Origin of the sequence: Burkholderia orbicola (assembly GCF_900100915.1) — a bacterium.
Taxonomy (GTDB): Bacteria; Pseudomonadota; Gammaproteobacteria; order Burkholderiales; family Burkholderiaceae; genus Burkholderia; species Burkholderia orbicola.
Genome location: NZ_FNKW01000002.1, coordinates 482,848 through 499,815, shown reverse-complemented (window position 1 = coordinate 499,815; position 16,968 = coordinate 482,848). Strand labels below are relative to the sequence as shown.

The 16,968-nt window shown below is 68.7% G+C and carries 11 protein-coding genes; 4 read left to right on the top strand and 7 right to left on the bottom strand.

The annotated features are described in order from the left end of the window. Positions 1-15 precede the first annotated feature (15 nt). From oxdA to BLS50_RS19115, 3 genes are all read left to right on the top strand, one after another. The gene (gene oxdA / locus BLS50_RS19125) at positions 16-1,074 is read left to right on the top strand and encodes an aliphatic aldoxime dehydratase (protein WP_074803465.1); all 1,059 of its coding nucleotides are present in this window, start codon (positions 16-18) and stop codon (positions 1,072-1,074) included. 55 nt (positions 1,075-1,129) lie between these two features. Further along, positions 1,130-2,656 (top strand): amidase, encoded by a 1,527-nt coding sequence (locus BLS50_RS19120; RefSeq protein WP_074803463.1) that lies wholly within the window; start codon positions 1,130-1,132, stop codon positions 2,654-2,656. Between the two features lie 144 nt (positions 2,657-2,800). Next, complete coding sequence (locus BLS50_RS19115; protein ID WP_074806523.1) at positions 2,801-3,841, top strand: helix-turn-helix domain-containing protein; 1,041 nt, start codon at positions 2,801-2,803, stop codon at positions 3,839-3,841. 76 nt (positions 3,842-3,917) lie between these two features. On the opposite strand, the gene BLS50_RS19110 is transcribed toward BLS50_RS19115, so the two are convergent. The 6 genes from BLS50_RS19110 to BLS50_RS19085 all read right to left on the bottom strand — a co-directional run bounded on the left by BLS50_RS19110 (position 3,918) and on the right by BLS50_RS19085 (position 13,007). Then, positions 3,918-5,402 (bottom strand): heavy metal sensor histidine kinase, encoded by a 1,485-nt coding sequence (locus BLS50_RS19110; protein ID WP_053524250.1) that lies wholly within the window; start codon positions 5,400-5,402, stop codon positions 3,918-3,920. Next, a complete protein-coding gene (locus BLS50_RS19105; protein ID WP_011547791.1) occupies positions 5,399-6,094 on the bottom strand; it encodes a heavy metal response regulator transcription factor in 696 nt (231 codons plus the stop codon). The genes BLS50_RS19110 and BLS50_RS19105 overlap by 4 nt, the downstream gene beginning before the upstream one ends. 33 nt (positions 6,095-6,127) lie before the next feature. Next, positions 6,128-7,639: an efflux transporter outer membrane subunit gene (locus tag BLS50_RS19100; protein ID WP_074806520.1), complete on the bottom strand. Its 1,512-nt coding sequence runs from the start codon at positions 7,637-7,639 to the stop codon at positions 6,128-6,130. 5 nt (positions 7,640-7,644) lie between these two features. After that, the gene (locus tag BLS50_RS19095; protein WP_027812951.1) at positions 7,645-8,874 is read right to left on the bottom strand and encodes an efflux RND transporter periplasmic adaptor subunit; all 1,230 of its coding nucleotides are present in this window, start codon (positions 8,872-8,874) and stop codon (positions 7,645-7,647) included. A 37-nt stretch (positions 8,875-8,911) separates the two neighbouring features. Further along, positions 8,912-12,079, bottom strand: coding sequence for an efflux RND transporter permease subunit (locus BLS50_RS19090; RefSeq protein WP_074803461.1), 3,168 nt, complete (start codon positions 12,077-12,079; stop codon positions 8,912-8,914). A gap of 184 nt (positions 12,080-12,263) precedes the next feature. Next, on the bottom strand, positions 12,264-13,007 hold the full coding sequence (locus tag BLS50_RS19085; protein ID WP_074803459.1) for a Crp/Fnr family transcriptional regulator: 744 nt from the start codon (positions 13,005-13,007) through the stop codon (positions 12,264-12,266). 168 nt (positions 13,008-13,175) lie between these two features. Here BLS50_RS19085 and BLS50_RS19080 point away from each other — a divergent pair, with 168 nt between their 5' ends. Continuing rightward, the gene (locus tag BLS50_RS19080; protein WP_011547786.1) at positions 13,176-14,828 is read left to right on the top strand and encodes an acyl-CoA synthetase; all 1,653 of its coding nucleotides are present in this window, start codon (positions 13,176-13,178) and stop codon (positions 14,826-14,828) included. A gap of 42 nt (positions 14,829-14,870) precedes the next feature. On the opposite strand, the gene BLS50_RS19075 is transcribed toward BLS50_RS19080, so the two are convergent. Continuing rightward, positions 14,871-16,853 carry a methyl-accepting chemotaxis protein gene (locus tag BLS50_RS19075; protein ID WP_074803457.1) on the bottom strand — a complete coding sequence of 661 codons (1,983 nt, stop codon included), beginning with the start codon at positions 16,851-16,853 and terminating at the stop codon, positions 14,871-14,873. Between the last annotated feature and the right edge of the window lie 115 nt (positions 16,854-16,968).

Genomic DNA, 16,968 nt, shown 5'->3' with positions numbered 1-16,968 from the left:
CCAGAGAGGTCACGCATGGAATCCGCCATCGACAAACACCTGATCTGCCCGCGGACGCTGTCGCGCCGCGTCGCCGACGATTACCAGCCGCCGTTCCCGATGTACGTCGCCAGGGCCGCCGAAGACCTGAACCAGGTCGTGATGGGCTATTTCGGCGTGCAATACAGCGGCGCCGACAAGCGCGCGGCGGCACTGGCCGCGTTGCGCCGGATCGTCGCCGATTTCGGTATGCAGGACGGCCCGAACAACTTCGACCTGACGCAACACACCGACGATCAGGGCTACGAGAACCTGATTGCCGTCGGCTACTGGCGCGACCCGGCCGCGTATGCGCGCTGGATCGCGTCGCCGGCGCTCGTCGAATGGTGGGCCTCCGACGCACGCCTCGCGGACGGAATCGGCTACTTCCGGGAAATCGTCGCGCCGCGCGCCGAGCAGTTCGAGACGCTTTACGCATTTACGAGCGATTTCCCCGGCGTCGGCGCGATCATGGACGGCGTCAGCGGCGAGATCGAGGAGCACGGCTATTGGGGATCGATGCGCGACCGATTCCCGATCTCGCAGACGGACTGGATGAATGCGAACGGCGAGTTGCGCATCGTCGACGGCGATCCGGCGCGCGGCGGCCGTGTGGTCGTGCTGGCGCACGACAACATCGCGCTGATTCGGTCCGGTCAGGACTGGCGCGCGGCGGAGAGCGACGAGCGCCGGCTGTATCTCGAGGAGATAGAGCCGACGCTGCGCAGCGGAATGGAGTTCCTGCGCGACAACGGCAAGGACGTCGGCTGCTACAGCAACCGCTACGTGCGCTCGATCGATCTCGACGGCAACCTGCTCGACGAGAGTTACAACATCGGCCACTGGCGCTCGCTCGACCGCCTCGAGCGGTGGGCCGAATCTCATCCGACGCACCTGCGGATCTTCGTCACGTTCTTCCGCGTCGTCACCGGGCTGTCGAAACTGCGGCTGTATCACGAAGTTTCCGTCTTCGACGCAAAGCATCAGGTCTACGAATACGTGAACTGCCATCCGCGCACCGGACTGATGCGCGACGCCGTCGCCATCGCGCGCTGAATCCCGCCGGCGCCGCCCAGGCTGGCGGCGCCGCTTACCGAACTGGAGAACGTCGATGGCCATCAAACGCCCGACCCGCGAACAACTGTCCGACATTGCAGCCGGCTTCGGCTTTCATGTCGATGCCCGCCAACTCGCCGAATACGACGATGCGCTGCAAGCGAACTTCGACGCGTACGACGTGATCGACGCGCTGTCCGATCATCTGCCCGTCGTCGCGTATCCGCGCACGCCCGGCTACCGCCCGGAAGGCGACGAGAACCGTTACGGCGCATGGGCACGCAAGAGCACGATCCACGGCGCCGCCGACGGCAAGCTGCACGGCAAGACGGTGGCCGTGAAAGACAACATCTGCGTCGCCGGCGTGCCGATGCGCAATGGCGCGAGCACGTTCGAGGGCTACGTGCCCGATATCGATGCGACCGTCGTCACGCGGGTGCTCGACGCCGGCGCGACGATCGCCGGCAAGGCGACCTGCGAGTACTACTGCTTTTCCGGCGGCTCGCACACGAGCGCGTCGGGGCCGGTACACAATCCGCGCAAGGCCGGACACTCGTCCGGCGGCTCGTCGTCCGGCTGCGGCGCGCTGGTCGCGAGCGGCGAGGTCGACATGGCGCTCGGCGGCGACCAGGGCGGCTCGGTGCGAATCCCGTCCGCCTATTGCGGTATCTACGGGATGAAGCCGACGCACGGGCTCGTGCCGTACACCGGCGCGATGCCGATCGAGGCGACCGTCGATCATCTCGGGCCGATGACGGGCAGCGTGCTCGACAACGCGCTGCTGCTCGATGTCATCGCGGGCGACGACGGGCTCGATCCGCGCCAACGGATGTTGCCGCCGCGCGCCGATTATCTCGGCGCGATCCGCGACGGCATCGCGGGCTTGCGGATCGGTATTCTGCGCGAGGCGTTCGGGCTCGCGAATTCGGAGAAAGTGGTCGACGAGGCCGTGCGGGTCGCCGCGCTCCGGTTGCGCAAGCTGGGCGCGAGCGTCGACGAAGTGTCGGTGCCGCTGCATGCGGCCGGCACCGCGATCTGGCTGCCGATTGCGGCCGAGGGCGCGACGCAGCAGATGATGAAGGGCAACAGCCACGGTTTCAACTGGGGCGGCCTGTACGTGACCGGCATGATCGATCATCACGCGGGCTGGCGCGAGCGCGCCGACGAGCTGCCGGATACCGTGAAGGTGACGATGCTGCTCGGCGAATATTTCACGAGCCGGTATCGCGGGCGCTACTACGCGAAGTGCCAGAACGTCGCGCGACGCTTGCGGTCGGCTTACGACACGGCGCTGCAATCGTATGACGTATTGCTGATGCCGACCGTCCCGATGCGCGCGTCGGAACTGCCGAAGCCTGGCTGTACGATGTCAGAGTCGCTGACGCGGGCGTTCGAGATGCTCGCGAATACCGCGCCGTTCGACGTGTCCGGGCACCCGGCGATGTCGCTGCCGTGCGGGGTAGCCGACGATCTGCCGATCGGGCTGCAACTGGTCGGGCGCCGTTTCGACGAGGCGACGCTCTACCGCTGCGCCTATGCGTACGAACAGTCTTCCGACTGGCGCCAGACGACCTTCGCATGACATGCCTGGCGCGGCCGCGCATCGCCGCCGCGCCGCCTGTCGGTCCGGCCGGCAACGCGGCTTGCACGGTTGCCGATTGGACAATGCGCTTTTGAACGGGCACGCTACCGGTTGCGTGTTGGCTAACCCATGTGGGGCACGACCATGACGATGCGTCCTTTCCCGCGCGCCGCAAGCGGCGACGCGCCCGGCCCGGCGTCCGACGGCCCACCGGGCGAATGGACGAATTCGGCGATCGAGGTGGCGACCGACGGCTCGGTCAGCCAGCGTATCGAGTTCTGGCGCGAGACGATTCTGCGTTTGTTCGCGGACGTGCAGATCGCGGCCGTGCAGAAAGCCGATTTCTTCGGCCAGGTGCGGCAGCGCAAATGCGAAAAGATGCGGATCTCGGAAATCTACGCCAGCGAACAGGCCGTGAGTCGGCGCTATCGCCAGGCGCGCAGCGAGTATGAGGACAAGTATTTCGGCGTATTGATGCTCGAGGGCTGCCAATCGGTCGAGCAGGACGGCAAGATCGTCACGCTGCACCCGGGGGATTTTGCGATCTACGACGCGACCCGGCCGCACCACCTGCAGTTCGGGCAGTCGTGGCGCGAGATCGTCGTCAGCATTCCCCGCGCGACCCTGAACCAGCTCGTCGTCGGGATGGAACACCGCACGGCATGCCCGACGCACACCGGGGCGGGCGTCGGCAGCGTCATGCGCGCGTTTCTGGAGCAGATGTCGTCGCAGATCCGCAGCGTGACCGAGGACGAGATGCGGCAGTTGTCGGATACCGCGATCTCGCTGATCGCGATGACGCTCGGCGGCATGCAGCGCAACGACCTCGCGCAATCGAGGATGAAGGCGTTGACGCTGACGCGTGTGAAGCGGCATCTGCTCGAGCACCTGCACGATCCGGAGCTGAGCCCGATGATGATCGGGCAGTCGATCGGGATGTCGTCGCGGTACATCAACAAGCTGTTCGAAGCCGAGAACACGTCGCTGATGCGTTACGTATTGAACCTGCGGCTCGAACGGTGCGCGCAGGATCTCGCGAATCCGCAATGCGCGGTGCTGCGCGTGTCCGATATCGCGTTGCGCTGGGGATTCAACGACATGTCGCATTTCAGTCGCGTGTTTCGCGAGCGGTTCGCGATGTCGCCGCGGGCGTGGCGCGAGCAGGGCGGCAAGCCGCGCGCGTAACGCGTCGTTCCGGGCCGCGTTCGCGGCGGGCAAGCGCCGATCGGAGGCGGCTGGACGTCGACGGGCGCGGCCGCCGTCAGTGCAACGCGCGCGGCGCGTGCGTCGGGCGAGCGCCGTGCGGATCGGCCGACGCCGCCGAATCGGTCGATTCGGCCGGCCCGGCGGCGTCGGCCGGACGCAGCGGCCCGCCCGGGGACGGCTGCGTCGACACCGAGAAGCCGAACGTATTGACGCCGCCCGAGCACGCGACGAACACGCCGCCGCCGTGCATCTCGGCCACGGCCTTGACGATCGACAGTCCGAGCCCGTGGTTTTCCTTGCTGTTCGCGCGCGCTTCCTCGAGCCGGTAGAAGCGCTCGAACACGTGCGAGCGCTGCACCGGGTCGATCGGCTCGCCGGGGTTCGACACGGCCATCTCGACGAGCGTGTCGCGGCGCGTGATCGTCACGTTCAGCGTCGCGCCGGGCGCCGAATGCTGGATCGCGTTGATCAGCAGATTCGTCATCGCGCGGCGGAACAGCGATGGATCGACGGCCGCGCGCGCGTCGCCGTGCAGTTCGGCACGCAACTGCGCCTCGTCGAGCGGGATTTCGAGGAAATCGAGCATGCGCCGCACCTCGTCGGCGAGCGACACGTCCTTCAGGTCCGTCGCGCGCTCGCCACGGTCGCTGCGCGACAGGAACAGCATGTCGTTGATGATCACGCGCAGCCGCTCGAATTCCTCGAGGTTCGACTGCAGCGTCTGGCGCATCCGGTCGACGGAACGGTCGCGGCTCGTCAGTGCGACCTGGGTCTGGCCGATCAGGATGCTGATCGGCGTGCGCAGCTCGTGCGCGACGTCCGCGTTGAACGCTTCGAGCCGCGCGTAGGTTTGCTGGATGCGTTCGAGCGCGCCGTTGAACGACGTCGCGAGATCGCGCAGCTCGGTCGGCAGCGCGTCGGTGTGCAGCCGCTGGCGGCGGTTCGTCGCGCTCACGCTCGCCGCGTCCTGCGACAGCCGGTCGAGCGGCGCGAGCCCGAAGCGCGCGACCGCGCGGCTCAGCAGCAGCGTGATGACGGTAGCCGTCGCGATCAGCGCGGCCAGTGTCCAGCCGAAGCGGCGCAGCATCCGCTGCGTCCGTTCGCACGTCGTCGCGACGACCAGTTGCAGCGTCGGCCGCTCGCCGGCGCCGGCCAGCGTGATGGTTTTCGTCATCACCGCGTAGCTGCTGTCGTTGAGCTGGTAGCGCTGGAACGCGCCGAACGGCGGATCGAGCGGCACGCCGTCGACGGGGCTGCCGAAGCGGAACGCGGGGTTGTCGCTGATCACCTGGTAGTGCGTCGAGCCGTCGGGCGGTTCGAGATCGGCGAGTTTTTCCTGCATCAGGCGGCCGCGCGCGGCCGTGGTCGCGTGCGACACGATCATCGCGGCGACCTTGGCGCGCGTGTCGATCGTCGCGCGCAACTCGGCGAACAGCTGGCGCTCCATCATCACGAACAGCCCGCAGCCGACCAGCGTGAACACGAGCAGCGACACGATGCCGAACATCGCCGAGAGCCGCAGGATGATCGAGCGTTTCATGCGCGCCGCTCCGTGTCGCCGTCCTCGCGCGCCTCAAGCACGTAGCCCATCCCGCGGATCGTGTGCAGCAGCTTCTCCGCGAAGGGGCCATCGAGTTTCGCGCGCAGGCGCTTGATCGCCGTCTCGACGACGTTCGCATTGCTGTCGAAGTTCACGTCCCACACGAGTTCGGCGATGGTCGTCTTCGACAGCACCTCGCCGCTGCGCCGCGCGAGCACCCCGAGCAGCTGGAATTCCTGTGCGGTCAGGTCGAGCCGCGCGCCGTCGCGAGTCGCGCGGCGGCCGATCAGGTCGACGCGCAGGTCGCCGATCGAGATCAGCGTCGATTCCTGCACGCGGGCGCGGCGCGTCAGCGCGCGCAGCCGTTCGATCAGCTCGAGGAACGAGAAGGGCTTGGTCAGGTAGTCGTCGGCGCCGCCGCGCAAGCCCCGCACGCGGTCGTCGACGCGATCGCGCGCGGTCAGCATGATGACGGGAGTCTGCTTCTGCGCGCGCAATGCACGCAGCACGCCGAAGCCGTCGAGCTTCGGCAGCATCACGTCGAGCACGACCACGTCGTAGTCGAATTCGACGGCTTTCCACGCGCCGTCCTCGCCGTCGAGCGCGGTATCGACGACCCAGCCTTCCTCGGTCAGGCCGCTCTTCAGATATTCGACGACTTTCGGTTCGTCTTCGACGATCAGTACTTTCATGTTCGTTTCCCGCGTAACCGGGTTACGGGCGGGTCAAGGGCCGACACCCGCGCCGCGCTGCGGGCCCGCCGACGCGACGTCGGACGGCGCCGGGCCGTTCGCCGCATCGCCGTCCCAGCCGCCGCCGAGCGCCTTCGCGAGAAACACGACGAGCGCCGCGCGCTGGCCCTGGATCTGCACGGCCTGGCGCTCGCTCGTCAGCAACTGCTGCTGGGCCGTCAGCACGTCGATGAACGGCGTCAGGCCGCCCGCGTAGCGATCCTGCGCAAGCGACACGAGCTTGCGCGCGTCGTCGACGGCCGCGGAAGCCTGCTGCGCGGCCTGCGCGAGCACCGACAGGCCGGTCACCGCATTTTGCACCTCCTGGAACGCGGTGAGCACGGTCTGCCGGTAGCTGGCCTGCGCGGCGACGTAGCCGGCCTGCGCGAAATCGACGCCGGCCTTCAGCTTGCCGCCCTCGAACAGCGGCTGGCTGAGCGAGCCGCCAACCGACCACAGCAGCGCCGGCACGGTGAACAGGCCCGCGAAGCGGGTCGCGTCCCAGCCGATGTCCGGCGACAGCGTGATGCGCGGGAAATACGCGGCGCGCGCGACGCCGATCTGCGCGTTCGCGGCGGCCATTGCGCGCTCGGCCGACGCGACGTCGGGGCGCCGCTGCAGCAGGTCGCTCGGCATCCCGGTCGGCAGCGCGGGCGCGTTGATCGGCACCACGCGCGGCGGCAGCGAGAAGGCGGGAGCCGGCGTACCGACCAGCGTCGCGATCGCGGTTTCGACCTGCGCGCGTTGCTGGATCAGCAATTGCGCCTGCGTGCGGGTCGCGTCGAGCTGCGCGCGCTGCTGCAACAGGTCGAGGCCCGACACCGCGCCGAGGTCGTGGCGCGCGCTGACGTAATCGAGCGCCTTCTGCTGCAGGTCGATCGAGCGCTTGACGACGTCGATCTCGGTGTCGAGCTCGCGCAGCGTGAAATAGCTCGACGCGAGGTCGGCGCTCAGCACGAGGCGCGCGTTCGCGAAATCGTCACGCGACTGCTCGGTGCTGGCCTGCGCGGCTTCGACGTTGCGCCGCACGCGGCCGAACAGGTCGAGTTCGTAGCTGACCGCCGCGCCGACCTGGATCTCGTTCTGCACGGTCGACATGCTCTGCGTCGCGTAGTTGGTCTGCGGCCGGTCGGCGGAGATCTTGAAGCGCTGGCCGCTTGCGTTCAACCCGACGGCCGGATACTGCGCGGACGCCACCGACGCGAGCGTCGCCTTCGCCTGGTCGTAGCGCGCGGCCATCGCCTTCAGGTTCTGGTTGTTGCGCAGCGCGTCGGTTTCCAGCGCGTCGAGCTGGGCGTCGCCGAACGCGGTCCACCAGGCGGGATCGAGCGGCGCGCGGGCCGGCGCGGCCGGCTGCCAGTACGCGTCGGCCGGGTCGAGCCGCCACGCGGCCGGCGTATCGACGGGCGGGCGCCGGTAATCCGGGCCGACCGTGCAGCCGGCGAGCACCGCGGCCGCGACGATCGCGACGGCGCCGATCGCGGCCGGGTGCACGCGGGCGCGCATCGCGATCACGACTTCGCCCCCGCGACCGCCGAGGCGGGCTGCGCCGCCGGCGCCTGCACGACGACCCGGTCGCCGGTCGCGAGCGCGTCGCTCGGATTCGCGACGAGGCGGTCGTTCGGCGTGATCGGCCCGTCGACTTCGAGCGTCTGGCCGATCGTGCGCACGACCGTCACCTGTTTCAGCCGGACCTGGCCGTTCGCATCGACGGCGGCGACCGTCGGGCCTTCGGCGCGGAACAGCAGCGTATTGGCCGGCACCTGCAGGCGGCCGACCGGCGTCATCGGCAGCGTCGCCTGCACGTACGCGCCGGGCAGCAGCCGCCCGTCCGGGTTCGGCAGCGTGATCTCGATCTGCAGCGAACGCGTCGCGACGTCGATCGCCTGCGACGTGCGCGTGATCGTCCCGTCGAAGGTCCGACCCGGCAGCTCGGCCTGCGCGACGCTCACGTGCTGGCCGACCTTCACCTGCTGCGCATACGCCTGCGGCACCTGCACGTACAGGCGCAGCCGGTCGGCCTGCACGACCGTGAACAGCGAGCGGCCCGCGTTGCCGGAATTGACGAGATCGCCGACGTCGACGTTGCGCTGCGTGACGATCCCGTCGATCGGCGCGACGATCCGCTGGAAGCCTTTCAGCTCGGTGAGGCGGCGCATGTTCGCATCGGCCGCCGCGAGGTTCGCGCTGCCCTGGCTGAACGCGCCTTGCCGGTCGTCAAGCTCCTGCTGCGACACGGCATCGCGCTGGCGCAACTGCTGCGCGCGGTCGAACGACGTCTTCGCGAGCGCGAGCGCGGCTTGCGCCTGCTGGCGCTGCGCGGTGGCCTGCGCGAGCTCCTGGTTCAGCTCCGGCGTGTCGAGTTCGGCGAGCGTTTGCCCCTGCTTCACGTGCGCGCCGATATCGGCCTGCCAGCGCAGCACGTAGCCGCTGGCGCGCGCATAGATCGGCGCCTCGACGAAGCCGCGCAGCGTGCCGGGCAGCGTCAGCTTGCCGCCGGTGGCCGCGTCGACCGGATGCACGACGCTCACGTACTGGCGCGTGTTCTGCGCGGCGACCGCGTCGAGGCGATGCTGGTTCAGCACGTTGACGACGATGGTGCGCGCGGCGCCCGCCGCGAGCAGCACGCCGATCACGATCAGGACAATCCGTCCGCGTCGCGACACCGACGCGCGCGCCGGCAGGTGCATGCCGTGTTCGTCCACCTGGATGCCGACGGCGCTGTGATGTTTCTCTTCCATGAATTCAACCAATTCAACCGGGTAGTGGGGGCGAAGGTCAGTGTCCGGCCTGGCGCGCACGCCGCCGGGCCAGTCGCGCATGCACGCCGCCGAACACGAGCGGCACGAACAGCAAGGTCGACACGGTCGCGAACAGCAGCCCGCCGATCACCGCGCGGCCGAGCGGCGCATTCTGTTCGGCGCCTTCGCCGAGACCGAGCGCCATCGGCACCATCCCGATGATCATCGCGAGGGCCGTCATCAGCACCGGCCGGATGCGGGTCGCGCCGGCCTCCAGCGCGGCCGTGAGCGGCGGCGCGCCCGCCGCGAGGCGTTGCCGCGCGAACGACACGACCAGGATGCTGTTCGCGGTCGCGACGCCGACCGTCATGATCGCGCCCGTCAGCGCGGGCACGCTCAGGTGCGTGCCGGTGATGAACAGCATCCACGCGATGCCGGCGAGCGCGGCCGGCATCGCGCTGATGATGATCAGCGGGTCGAGCCACGACTGGAAATTGACGACGATCAGCAGGTAGACGAGCACGATCGCCATCGCGACGCCCGCGCCGAGGCCGATGTACGACGTGCGCATCGTCTCGATCTGGCCGCGCATCGTGAGGTCGGTGCCGCGCGGCAGCGTTGCGCGGGCGTCGGCCACGATGCGGTCGATCTCGCCGGCGACCGCGCCGAGATCGCGGCCCTCGACGCTCACGTACACGTCGATCGCCGGGCGGATGTTGTAGTGCGTGATCACGGCCGGGTTCACGGTACTGCGCACCTGCACGAGATTACCGAGCAGCTGCAGCGGCGTGCCCGTGCGGCCGCTCGCGGAGATCGGCGTGCCGAGCAGGTCGTCGACCGACGACAGGTTGTATTGCGGGGTCTGGATCTGCAGCGGATACTGGACGCCGGTGCGCGGGTTGATCCAGAACGACGGCGTCGTCTGCGAGCTCCCCGACAGCGAGATCAGCATGTTCTGCGCGACGTTCTGCGCGGAGAGATTGAGCTGCTGCATGCGCGTACGGTCCATGTCGGCCAGCAGGGTCGGCTCGTCGTTGCGTTGCAGCACGTGCACGTCGACGGCGCCGGGGATTTGCCTGATCTTTTTCATCAGGCTGCTCGCAATGGTCATGTTACTCGCGAGATCGTTGCCGAGCACCTGCACGTCGATCGCGGCCGGCTGCCCGAAGTTGAGGATCTGCGTGATGATGTCCGACGGCTGGAAGAAGAACTCGACGCCTGGGAAGCGCTGCGGCAGCAGCGTGCGCAGCGTCTGTACGTAGTGCCCGGTCGCGCGGTGGCCGGGCTTCAGCGCGATCAGCAGTTCGCCGTCGAGCGTGCCGATCGTGCCGGCGTTGCTGTACGACAGGTTGATGCCGCTCACCGGCAGGCCGAGGTTGTCGACGATCGCGCCGAGCTCGTCGGGCGGCACGGTTGCGCGGATCACGCGCTCGACCTGGTCGGCGAGCCGCGCGGTTTCCTCGATCCGGTAGCCGGTCGGCGCGCGCACGTGCAGCCGGAGGTTGCCGGAATCGGCGTTCGGGAAGAAATCGCGGCCGAGCACGAACACGAGGCCGGTCGACAGCACGCAGAAGCCGAGGAAGCACAGCGCGTAGAAGCGGCGGCGCACGAGCAGGATGCTGAGCAGCACGATGTACCACGCGCGCAGCCGTTCGAACGCATGGTTGAACGCGTGATGGATGCGCGCGAAGCGCGACGTCGAATGATCGGTGCCGGTGTTCGCCTGCTGCGGGCGGAACAGCAGCATCGCGAGCGTCGGCACCAGCGTGCGCGACAGCACGTACGACGCGAGCATCGCGAACACCACGGCTTCCGCGAGCGGCACGAACAGGAAGCGCGCGACGCCGGTCAGGAAGAACATCGGCACGAACACGATGCAGATACACAGCGTCGACACCAGTGCGGGCACCGCGATCTCGCCCGCGCCTTCGAGGATCGCATCGTGGAGGTTCGTCCCCAGATGCAGGTGCCGCTCGATGTTCTCGATCGTGACGGTCGCGTCGTCGACGAGAATGCCGACCGCGAGCGCGAGGCCGCCGAGCGTCATGATGTTGATGGTCTCGCCGAGCGCGGACAGCGCGATCAGCGACGTGAAGATCGACAGCGGGATCGAGATCGCGATGATCAGCGTGCTGCGCCAGTTGCCGAGGAACAGCAGGATCATCATCGCGGTCAGCACGGCGGCGATCAGCGCCTCGTGGATCACGCCCTGGACGGCCGCGTTGACGAACACCGACTGGTCGAACAGCGGCGTGATCGTGAGCCCCTCGGGCAGCGTCGGGATCACCTTCGGCAGCAGCGCCTTCAGGTCCGACACGACCTTGAGCGTCGACGCGTCGCCGCTTTTCAGGATCGAGATCAGCACGCCGCGCTGGCCGTTCTGGCGCACGACGTTGGTCTGCGGCGCGAAGCCGTCGCGCACCGCCGCGACTTCGCGCAGGTAGGTCGTCGCGCCGTTGATCGTCTGGACCGGCAGGTTGCTGATGTCGGCGACCGTATCGGCCGACGCGTTCGTGTCGATCCGGTATTCGGTCTGACCCATCTTCGCGGTGCCGGTCGGCAGCACGAGGTTCTGCGCGTTGACCGCGTTGACGATGTCGGCCGGCGTGAGGCCCTTCGCCTGCAGCGCCTGCGGGTCGAGGTCGATCGCGACCACGCGGGTGCGGCCGCCGTACGGGAACGGGATCTGCACGCCCGGCACCGTGATCAGCTGCGGGCGCAGGAAGTTGAGCGCGATGTCGGCGAGCGACTGCTCGCTGAGCGTCTGGCTCGACAGTCCGAGCTGGATCACCGGAATGCTCGACGCGGAATAGGTGATCACGAGCGGCGGCGTCGCGCCCTGCGGCATCTGCCGCACGATCGCCTGCGCGGACGACACCGTCTGCGCGATCGCCGTCTGCACGTTCGCGCCGGGCTGCAGGAACACCTTCACGACCGCGATGCCGGGCAGCGACGTCGATTCGACGTGCTGGATGTTGTTGACGGTCGTCGTCAGGATCCGTTCATGCACGGACGTGATGCGGTTCGTCATCTCCGTCGCGGAGAAGCCGCTGTAATTCCAGATCACGCTGATGACCGGGATGTTGATCGCGGGCAGCACGTCGACCGGCGTGCGCATCAGCGCCAGCGGCGTGGCCAGCACGATCATGATGGCCATGACGATGAACGTGTAGGGGCGCCTGAGCGCGAGATTGACGATCCACATGAAGGCGGCGGGGCAGGCGGTGATCGGCGGCGGTGAAGGGAACCCGAATGATAGGCGTCGGCCCGCAACGGGTTACTGTCGCGAAACTGGCGGAATCGTCAGGTTGGGGCGTGGCGTCCGTCGGCCGATTCCGCAGACGGAATGCGTCGTCGCGATCGCGACGGTTTCGCGCATCGGGCGGCGCTCACAGCTGCTCCATGCCGAAGCGCGCGAGCGCGTCGAGATCGACGACGTCGATCTGGTTGTACGCGAGCCGCAGCGCGCCGAGCTTCTCGAGCTGCTGCAGCGCCTGGTTGATCCGCTGGCGCGACACGCCGACGAGCATCCCCAGCTCCTCCTGCGAGATCGACAGCGACCAGCCGGTGTCCGGGTACAGCGCGGGATTGAAGAGCTGCGCGAGCGCCTGCGCGACGCGCGCGTCGACGTCGAGCAGCCGGCTGTTCTGGATCGACGCGATGAATTCGCCCATCCGGTTGTTCAGCTGATGAATCACGAAGCGCGTGAACGGCAGGCTCGTGTCGAGCAGCGCATGGAACGTGTCGACCGGCACGAACAGCACGGTCGAGCGCTGGATCGCGACGACCTCGTACTTGCGCAGCTCGCGCTTGATCACGCTGCCTTCGCCGAACCAGCCGCCCGACGGCACGCCGGAGAACGTGCAGCCGCGCCCCGACACGTTGAAGATCGCGAGCTTCAGCAACCCCTGATGGACGCCGATCCAGTATTCGGACGGCGCGAGCCGGTGCGCGATCACGTCGCCCGCTTCGCACTGCGCGACGTGCGACTCGGCCAGCACGCGCGCCTGGTGTCCGGGCGCCAGCGTGCGAAACCACGCGCACTGGCCGAACAGCGTCGCGAGCGGCGGCAGCGAGCCCGGTTCGGGGAGCGTGTCGGCCGGGGCGGCGGCCGCGTCGAGGTGGTCGTGCATGGGTGCGGGTTTGCGAGGATAGGGATAACGCGCAGCGCTCGAGCGGCACTCTGTCGTTTCGATGACAGACGGCTCACAATAGCGCCCGTTAGGCTGTCGGCAATTGAACCACATCAAAACGATCCGGGGTGCATGCGCCCCGGTGGACAGAACACGGGAGACAGGATCATGACGCAGATGTTCGAGGCCGGGCTCGGCCGCCGCGATGCCAATTACGTGCCGCTCACCCCGATCGATTTCCTGATCCGGGCGGCCGAAGTCTACGGCGAGCGCCTCGCGATCGTGCACGGCGACGTGCGGCGCACGTGGGGCGAGACCTGCACCCGCGCGAAGCAGCTGGCGAGCGCGCTCGCGCAGGCCGGGGTCGGGCGCGGCGACACGGTCGCGGCGCTGCTGCCGAACATCCCGGCGATGGTCGAGGCGCACTTCGGCGTGCCGATGGCCGGCGCCGTGCTGAACACGATCAACACGCGGCTCGACGCATCGTCGGTGCTGTTCATGCTGCGTCACGGCGAGGCGAAGGTGCTGATCGTCGACACCGAATACGCGGAGGTCGCGCAGCGCGCGGCGCTGGAGCTGCCGGGCCTGAAGATCGTCAGCGTGGCCGACGCGCTGCCGGCCGACCCCGACCGTTTCGCGGGCGCGACCGACTACGAGGCGTTCGTGGCCGGCGGCGACCCCGACTACGCATGGACGCCGCCCGCGGACGAATGGGAGGCGATCGCGCTGAACTACACGTCGGGTACGACCGGCGACCCGAAGGGCGTCGTTTACCACCATCGCGGCGCGTATCTCGCGGCGATCAGCAACATCCTCGAATGGGACATGCCGAAGCACGCGGTGTATCTGTGGACGCTGCCGATGTTCCACTGCAACGGCTGGTGTTTCCCGTGGGCCGTCGCGGCGCGCGCGGGCGTGAACGTGTGCCTGCGCAAGTTCGACGCGAAGACGGTGTTCGACCTGATTCGCCGCGAGCGCATCACGCATTACTGCGGCGCGCCGATCGTGCAGAGCGCGATCGCGAATGCGCCGGCCGAGTTGCGCGCGGGGATCGACCACACGGTGCATGCGATGGTCGCGGGCGCGGCGCCCGCGCCGGCCGTGATCGCGAAGATGAAGGAGATCGGCTTCGACCTGCTGCACGTGTACGGGCTGACCGAGGTCTACGGCCCGGCGACCGTCTGCGCGAAGCAGGCGCACTGGGACGCCGTGTCCGACGAGGAGCGCGCGCGGCTGAATGCGCGCCAGGGCGTGCGCTACCACCTCGAGGCCGGCGCGACGGTGCTCGATCCCGACACGATGACGCCGGTGCCGGCCGACGGCGAGACGCTGGGCGAGATCATGTTCCGCGGCAACATCTGCATGAAGGGCTACCTGAAGAACCCGAAGGCGACCGACGAGGCGTTCCACGGCGGCTGGTTCCATACCGGCGATCTCGCGGTGCTGATGCCGGACGGCTATATCCGGATCAAGGATCGCAAGAAGGACATCATCATCTCGGGCGGCGAGAACATCTCGAGCATCGAGGTCGAGGACGCGCTGTATCGGCATCCGGCGGTGGCCGTGGCGGCCGTCGTCGCGATGCCCGACCCGAAATGGGGCGAGGTGCCGTGCGCGTTCGTCGAGCTGCGCGAAGGCGCGAGCGCGACCGAGGAAGAGATCGTCGCGCACTGCCGGCAACTGCTCGCGGGCTTCAAGGTGCCGAAGGCCGTGCGCTTCGGCGAGCTGCCGAAGACCTCGACCGGCAAGATCCAGAAGTTCCAGTTGCGCCATGCGGTCGGCTCGGACAAGGCGATCGACCTGGCGGGCGACAAGAAGTAGTCGAAGGCCCACCGCGGCCGATCGTTCGTCGTCCGGCGTTCGTCACGCGTCGCGTGCGAGCCGGAACACGCTGACCGCGTCCGACAGTTGCGCGGCCTGCTCGCGCAACGCGACGGCCGCGCGCTCGGCGTCCGAGATCAGCAGCGCATTCTGCTGCGTCGCTTCGCCGATCTGCGTGACGGCCAGGTTCACCTGCTCGATGCCGGTCGATTGTTCGCGCGACGCGGCGCTGATCTCGCCGATCAGCGTGCGCACCTGGTCGACCCGCGCGACGATGTCGCGCATCGTGCCGCGCGCGGCGTCCGCGATCCGGTAACCCTGTTCGACCGTCGTCGACGATTCGGCGCTCAGCGCGTCGATCTCCTTGACCGCGGCCGCGCTGCGCTGCGCGAGCGCGCGCACCTCGGCCGCGACCACCGCGAAGCCCTTGCCGTGTTCGCCCGCGCGGGCGGCCTCGACGGCCGCGTTCAGCGCGAGGATGTTGGTCTGGAACGCGATGCCTTCGATCGCGCCGGTGATCTCGGCGATCCGGCGCGTCGCGCGGCCGATGTCGTCCATCGTCGCGACCACGCGCTGCACCGCGGCGTCGCCGTTCGTCGCGGCGGCCGACGCATCCGCGACCAGCGCGTTGGCCTGCGCCGCATGCTCGGCGCTCTGCTGCACGGCGGCCGTGATCTGCTCCATGCTGGCGGCCGTCTGTTCGACGCTGCTGGCCTGCGTCGCGATCCGCGCGGCAATGTCGCCGCTGCCGGCCGCGATGCCGACCGTGCCGTGCGCGATGTCGGCCGCGCCGTTGCGCACTTGCGCGACGATCCGCGCGAGGCCGTCGCCGATCCCGTCGACCGCCTGCACGAGCCGGCCGATCTCGTCGTTGCCCGCGCTGCCGTGCGCGGCCGCGCCGTCGCGGATGCGCACGCTGAGATCGCCCGCCGCATAGCGCTCGGACGCGCGGGCGGCGGCTTCCAGCGGCCGGCTCACCACGCGCCGCACGACGATGACGAACAGCGTCGCGAACGCCGCGACGAGCACGGCGCCGATCATCAGGAAGCGGTTGCGGGTGGCGCGCATGGTGGCCAGCAGCTCGTCGTCGAGCGCGATCCCGCCGACGAGCCATTGCCACTGCGGAATCGTCGTGAACGACACGAATTTCGCGGTCGGCCCGGCGTCGTGCGCGGCCGGGTCGGTCGACGTATACGCGAGCCGGCCCTGGGCAGTCGCGAGCATCTGCGCGTAGGGGGCGCGCGTGTCGTCGGCCCGTTGGCCGGCCGCGTCGGGATGTACGACGAAGGTGCCGCGCGACGGGCCTTGCGACGCATCGAGCACGAAGTAGTAGCCGTTGTCGCCGATCTTCAGCGCACGGATGCCGTCCTCGACGAGCTTGAGCTCGGCGCCGATGTCGAGACCGACGAACAGCGCGCCGATCACGCGGCCGGTCGCGTCGGTCACCGGCTTGTACTGCGTGATGTACGACCGGCCGAACAGCTTCGCGAGGCCCGTGTAGCTGCGCCCGGCGACCAGCGGTGCATACGCGGGGCCGGCGCGGTCGAGCTTGGTACCGACGGCGCGCGCGCCGTCCTGCTTCTTCAGCGACGTCGTGATACGCACGAAATCGTCGCCGTCGCGCGCGAAGATCGTCGCGATCGCGCCGCTTTTCTTCAGGAACTGGTCGGGAATCGAGTAGTCGAGGTCGAGCGGCTGGCCGCCCGCGAGCAGGGTCGGCGCGGCCACGCCGCCGATGTCGACGGTGCGCGCCGGGTCGAGCGAGAAATCGGCCGGCAGGAAACTCGCGAACAGCGACATCGAGCGGTTGGCTTCGGCGGTCAACGCCTTGTCGAACAGGTCGACCATCGCGCGGATCGACTGCTCCTTGTCGTCGATCCGCTTATGCGCTTCATCGGCGAGCTGCTGGCCGGCGAAATGGGCGAGCGTCCACGCGAACACGGTAAACAGCAAGGCGACGAGCGCGCACGCCAGCGCGGCCAGACGCGCGCCGACGCTCACTCGGCCCAATTGGGTCATTCTCATGAGACATCCTGAGTGGGAGTGAGAGGAGGCGGAACGCACGCGTCACCGCTCGTGGTCCCGTTAATACGGCAACTTTCGCGAAATCTTTAGCGGGTGTCGCGGATCACGGGCCCGC

Coding starts and splice junctions, on each gene's coding strand:
- BLS50_RS19075 (WP_074803457.1), bottom strand. CDS start 16,853: ATGAGAATGACCCAATTGGGCCGAGTGAGCGTCGGCGCGCGTCTGGCC.
- BLS50_RS19080 (WP_011547786.1), top strand. CDS start 13,176: ATGACGCAGATGTTCGAGGCCGGGCTCGGCCGCCGCGATGCCAATTAC.
- BLS50_RS19085 (WP_074803459.1), bottom strand. CDS start 13,007: ATGCACGACCACCTCGACGCGGCCGCCGCCCCGGCCGACACGCTCCCC.
- BLS50_RS19120 (WP_074803463.1), top strand. CDS start 1,130: ATGGCCATCAAACGCCCGACCCGCGAACAACTGTCCGACATTGCAGCC.
- BLS50_RS19105 (WP_011547791.1), bottom strand. CDS start 6,094: ATGAAAGTACTGATCGTCGAAGACGAACCGAAAGTCGTCGAATATCTG.
- BLS50_RS19090 (WP_074803461.1), bottom strand. CDS start 12,079: ATGTGGATCGTCAATCTCGCGCTCAGGCGCCCCTACACGTTCATCGTC.
- BLS50_RS19095 (WP_027812951.1), bottom strand. CDS start 8,874: ATGGAAGAGAAACATCACAGCGCCGTCGGCATCCAGGTGGACGAACAC.
- BLS50_RS19100 (WP_074806520.1), bottom strand. CDS start 7,639: ATGCGCGCCCGCGTGCACCCGGCCGCGATCGGCGCCGTCGCGATCGTC.
- BLS50_RS19115 (WP_074806523.1), top strand. CDS start 2,801: ATGACGATGCGTCCTTTCCCGCGCGCCGCAAGCGGCGACGCGCCCGGC.
- oxdA (WP_074803465.1), top strand. CDS start 16: ATGGAATCCGCCATCGACAAACACCTGATCTGCCCGCGGACGCTGTCG.
- BLS50_RS19110 (WP_053524250.1), bottom strand. CDS start 5,402: ATGAAACGCTCGATCATCCTGCGGCTCTCGGCGATGTTCGGCATCGTG.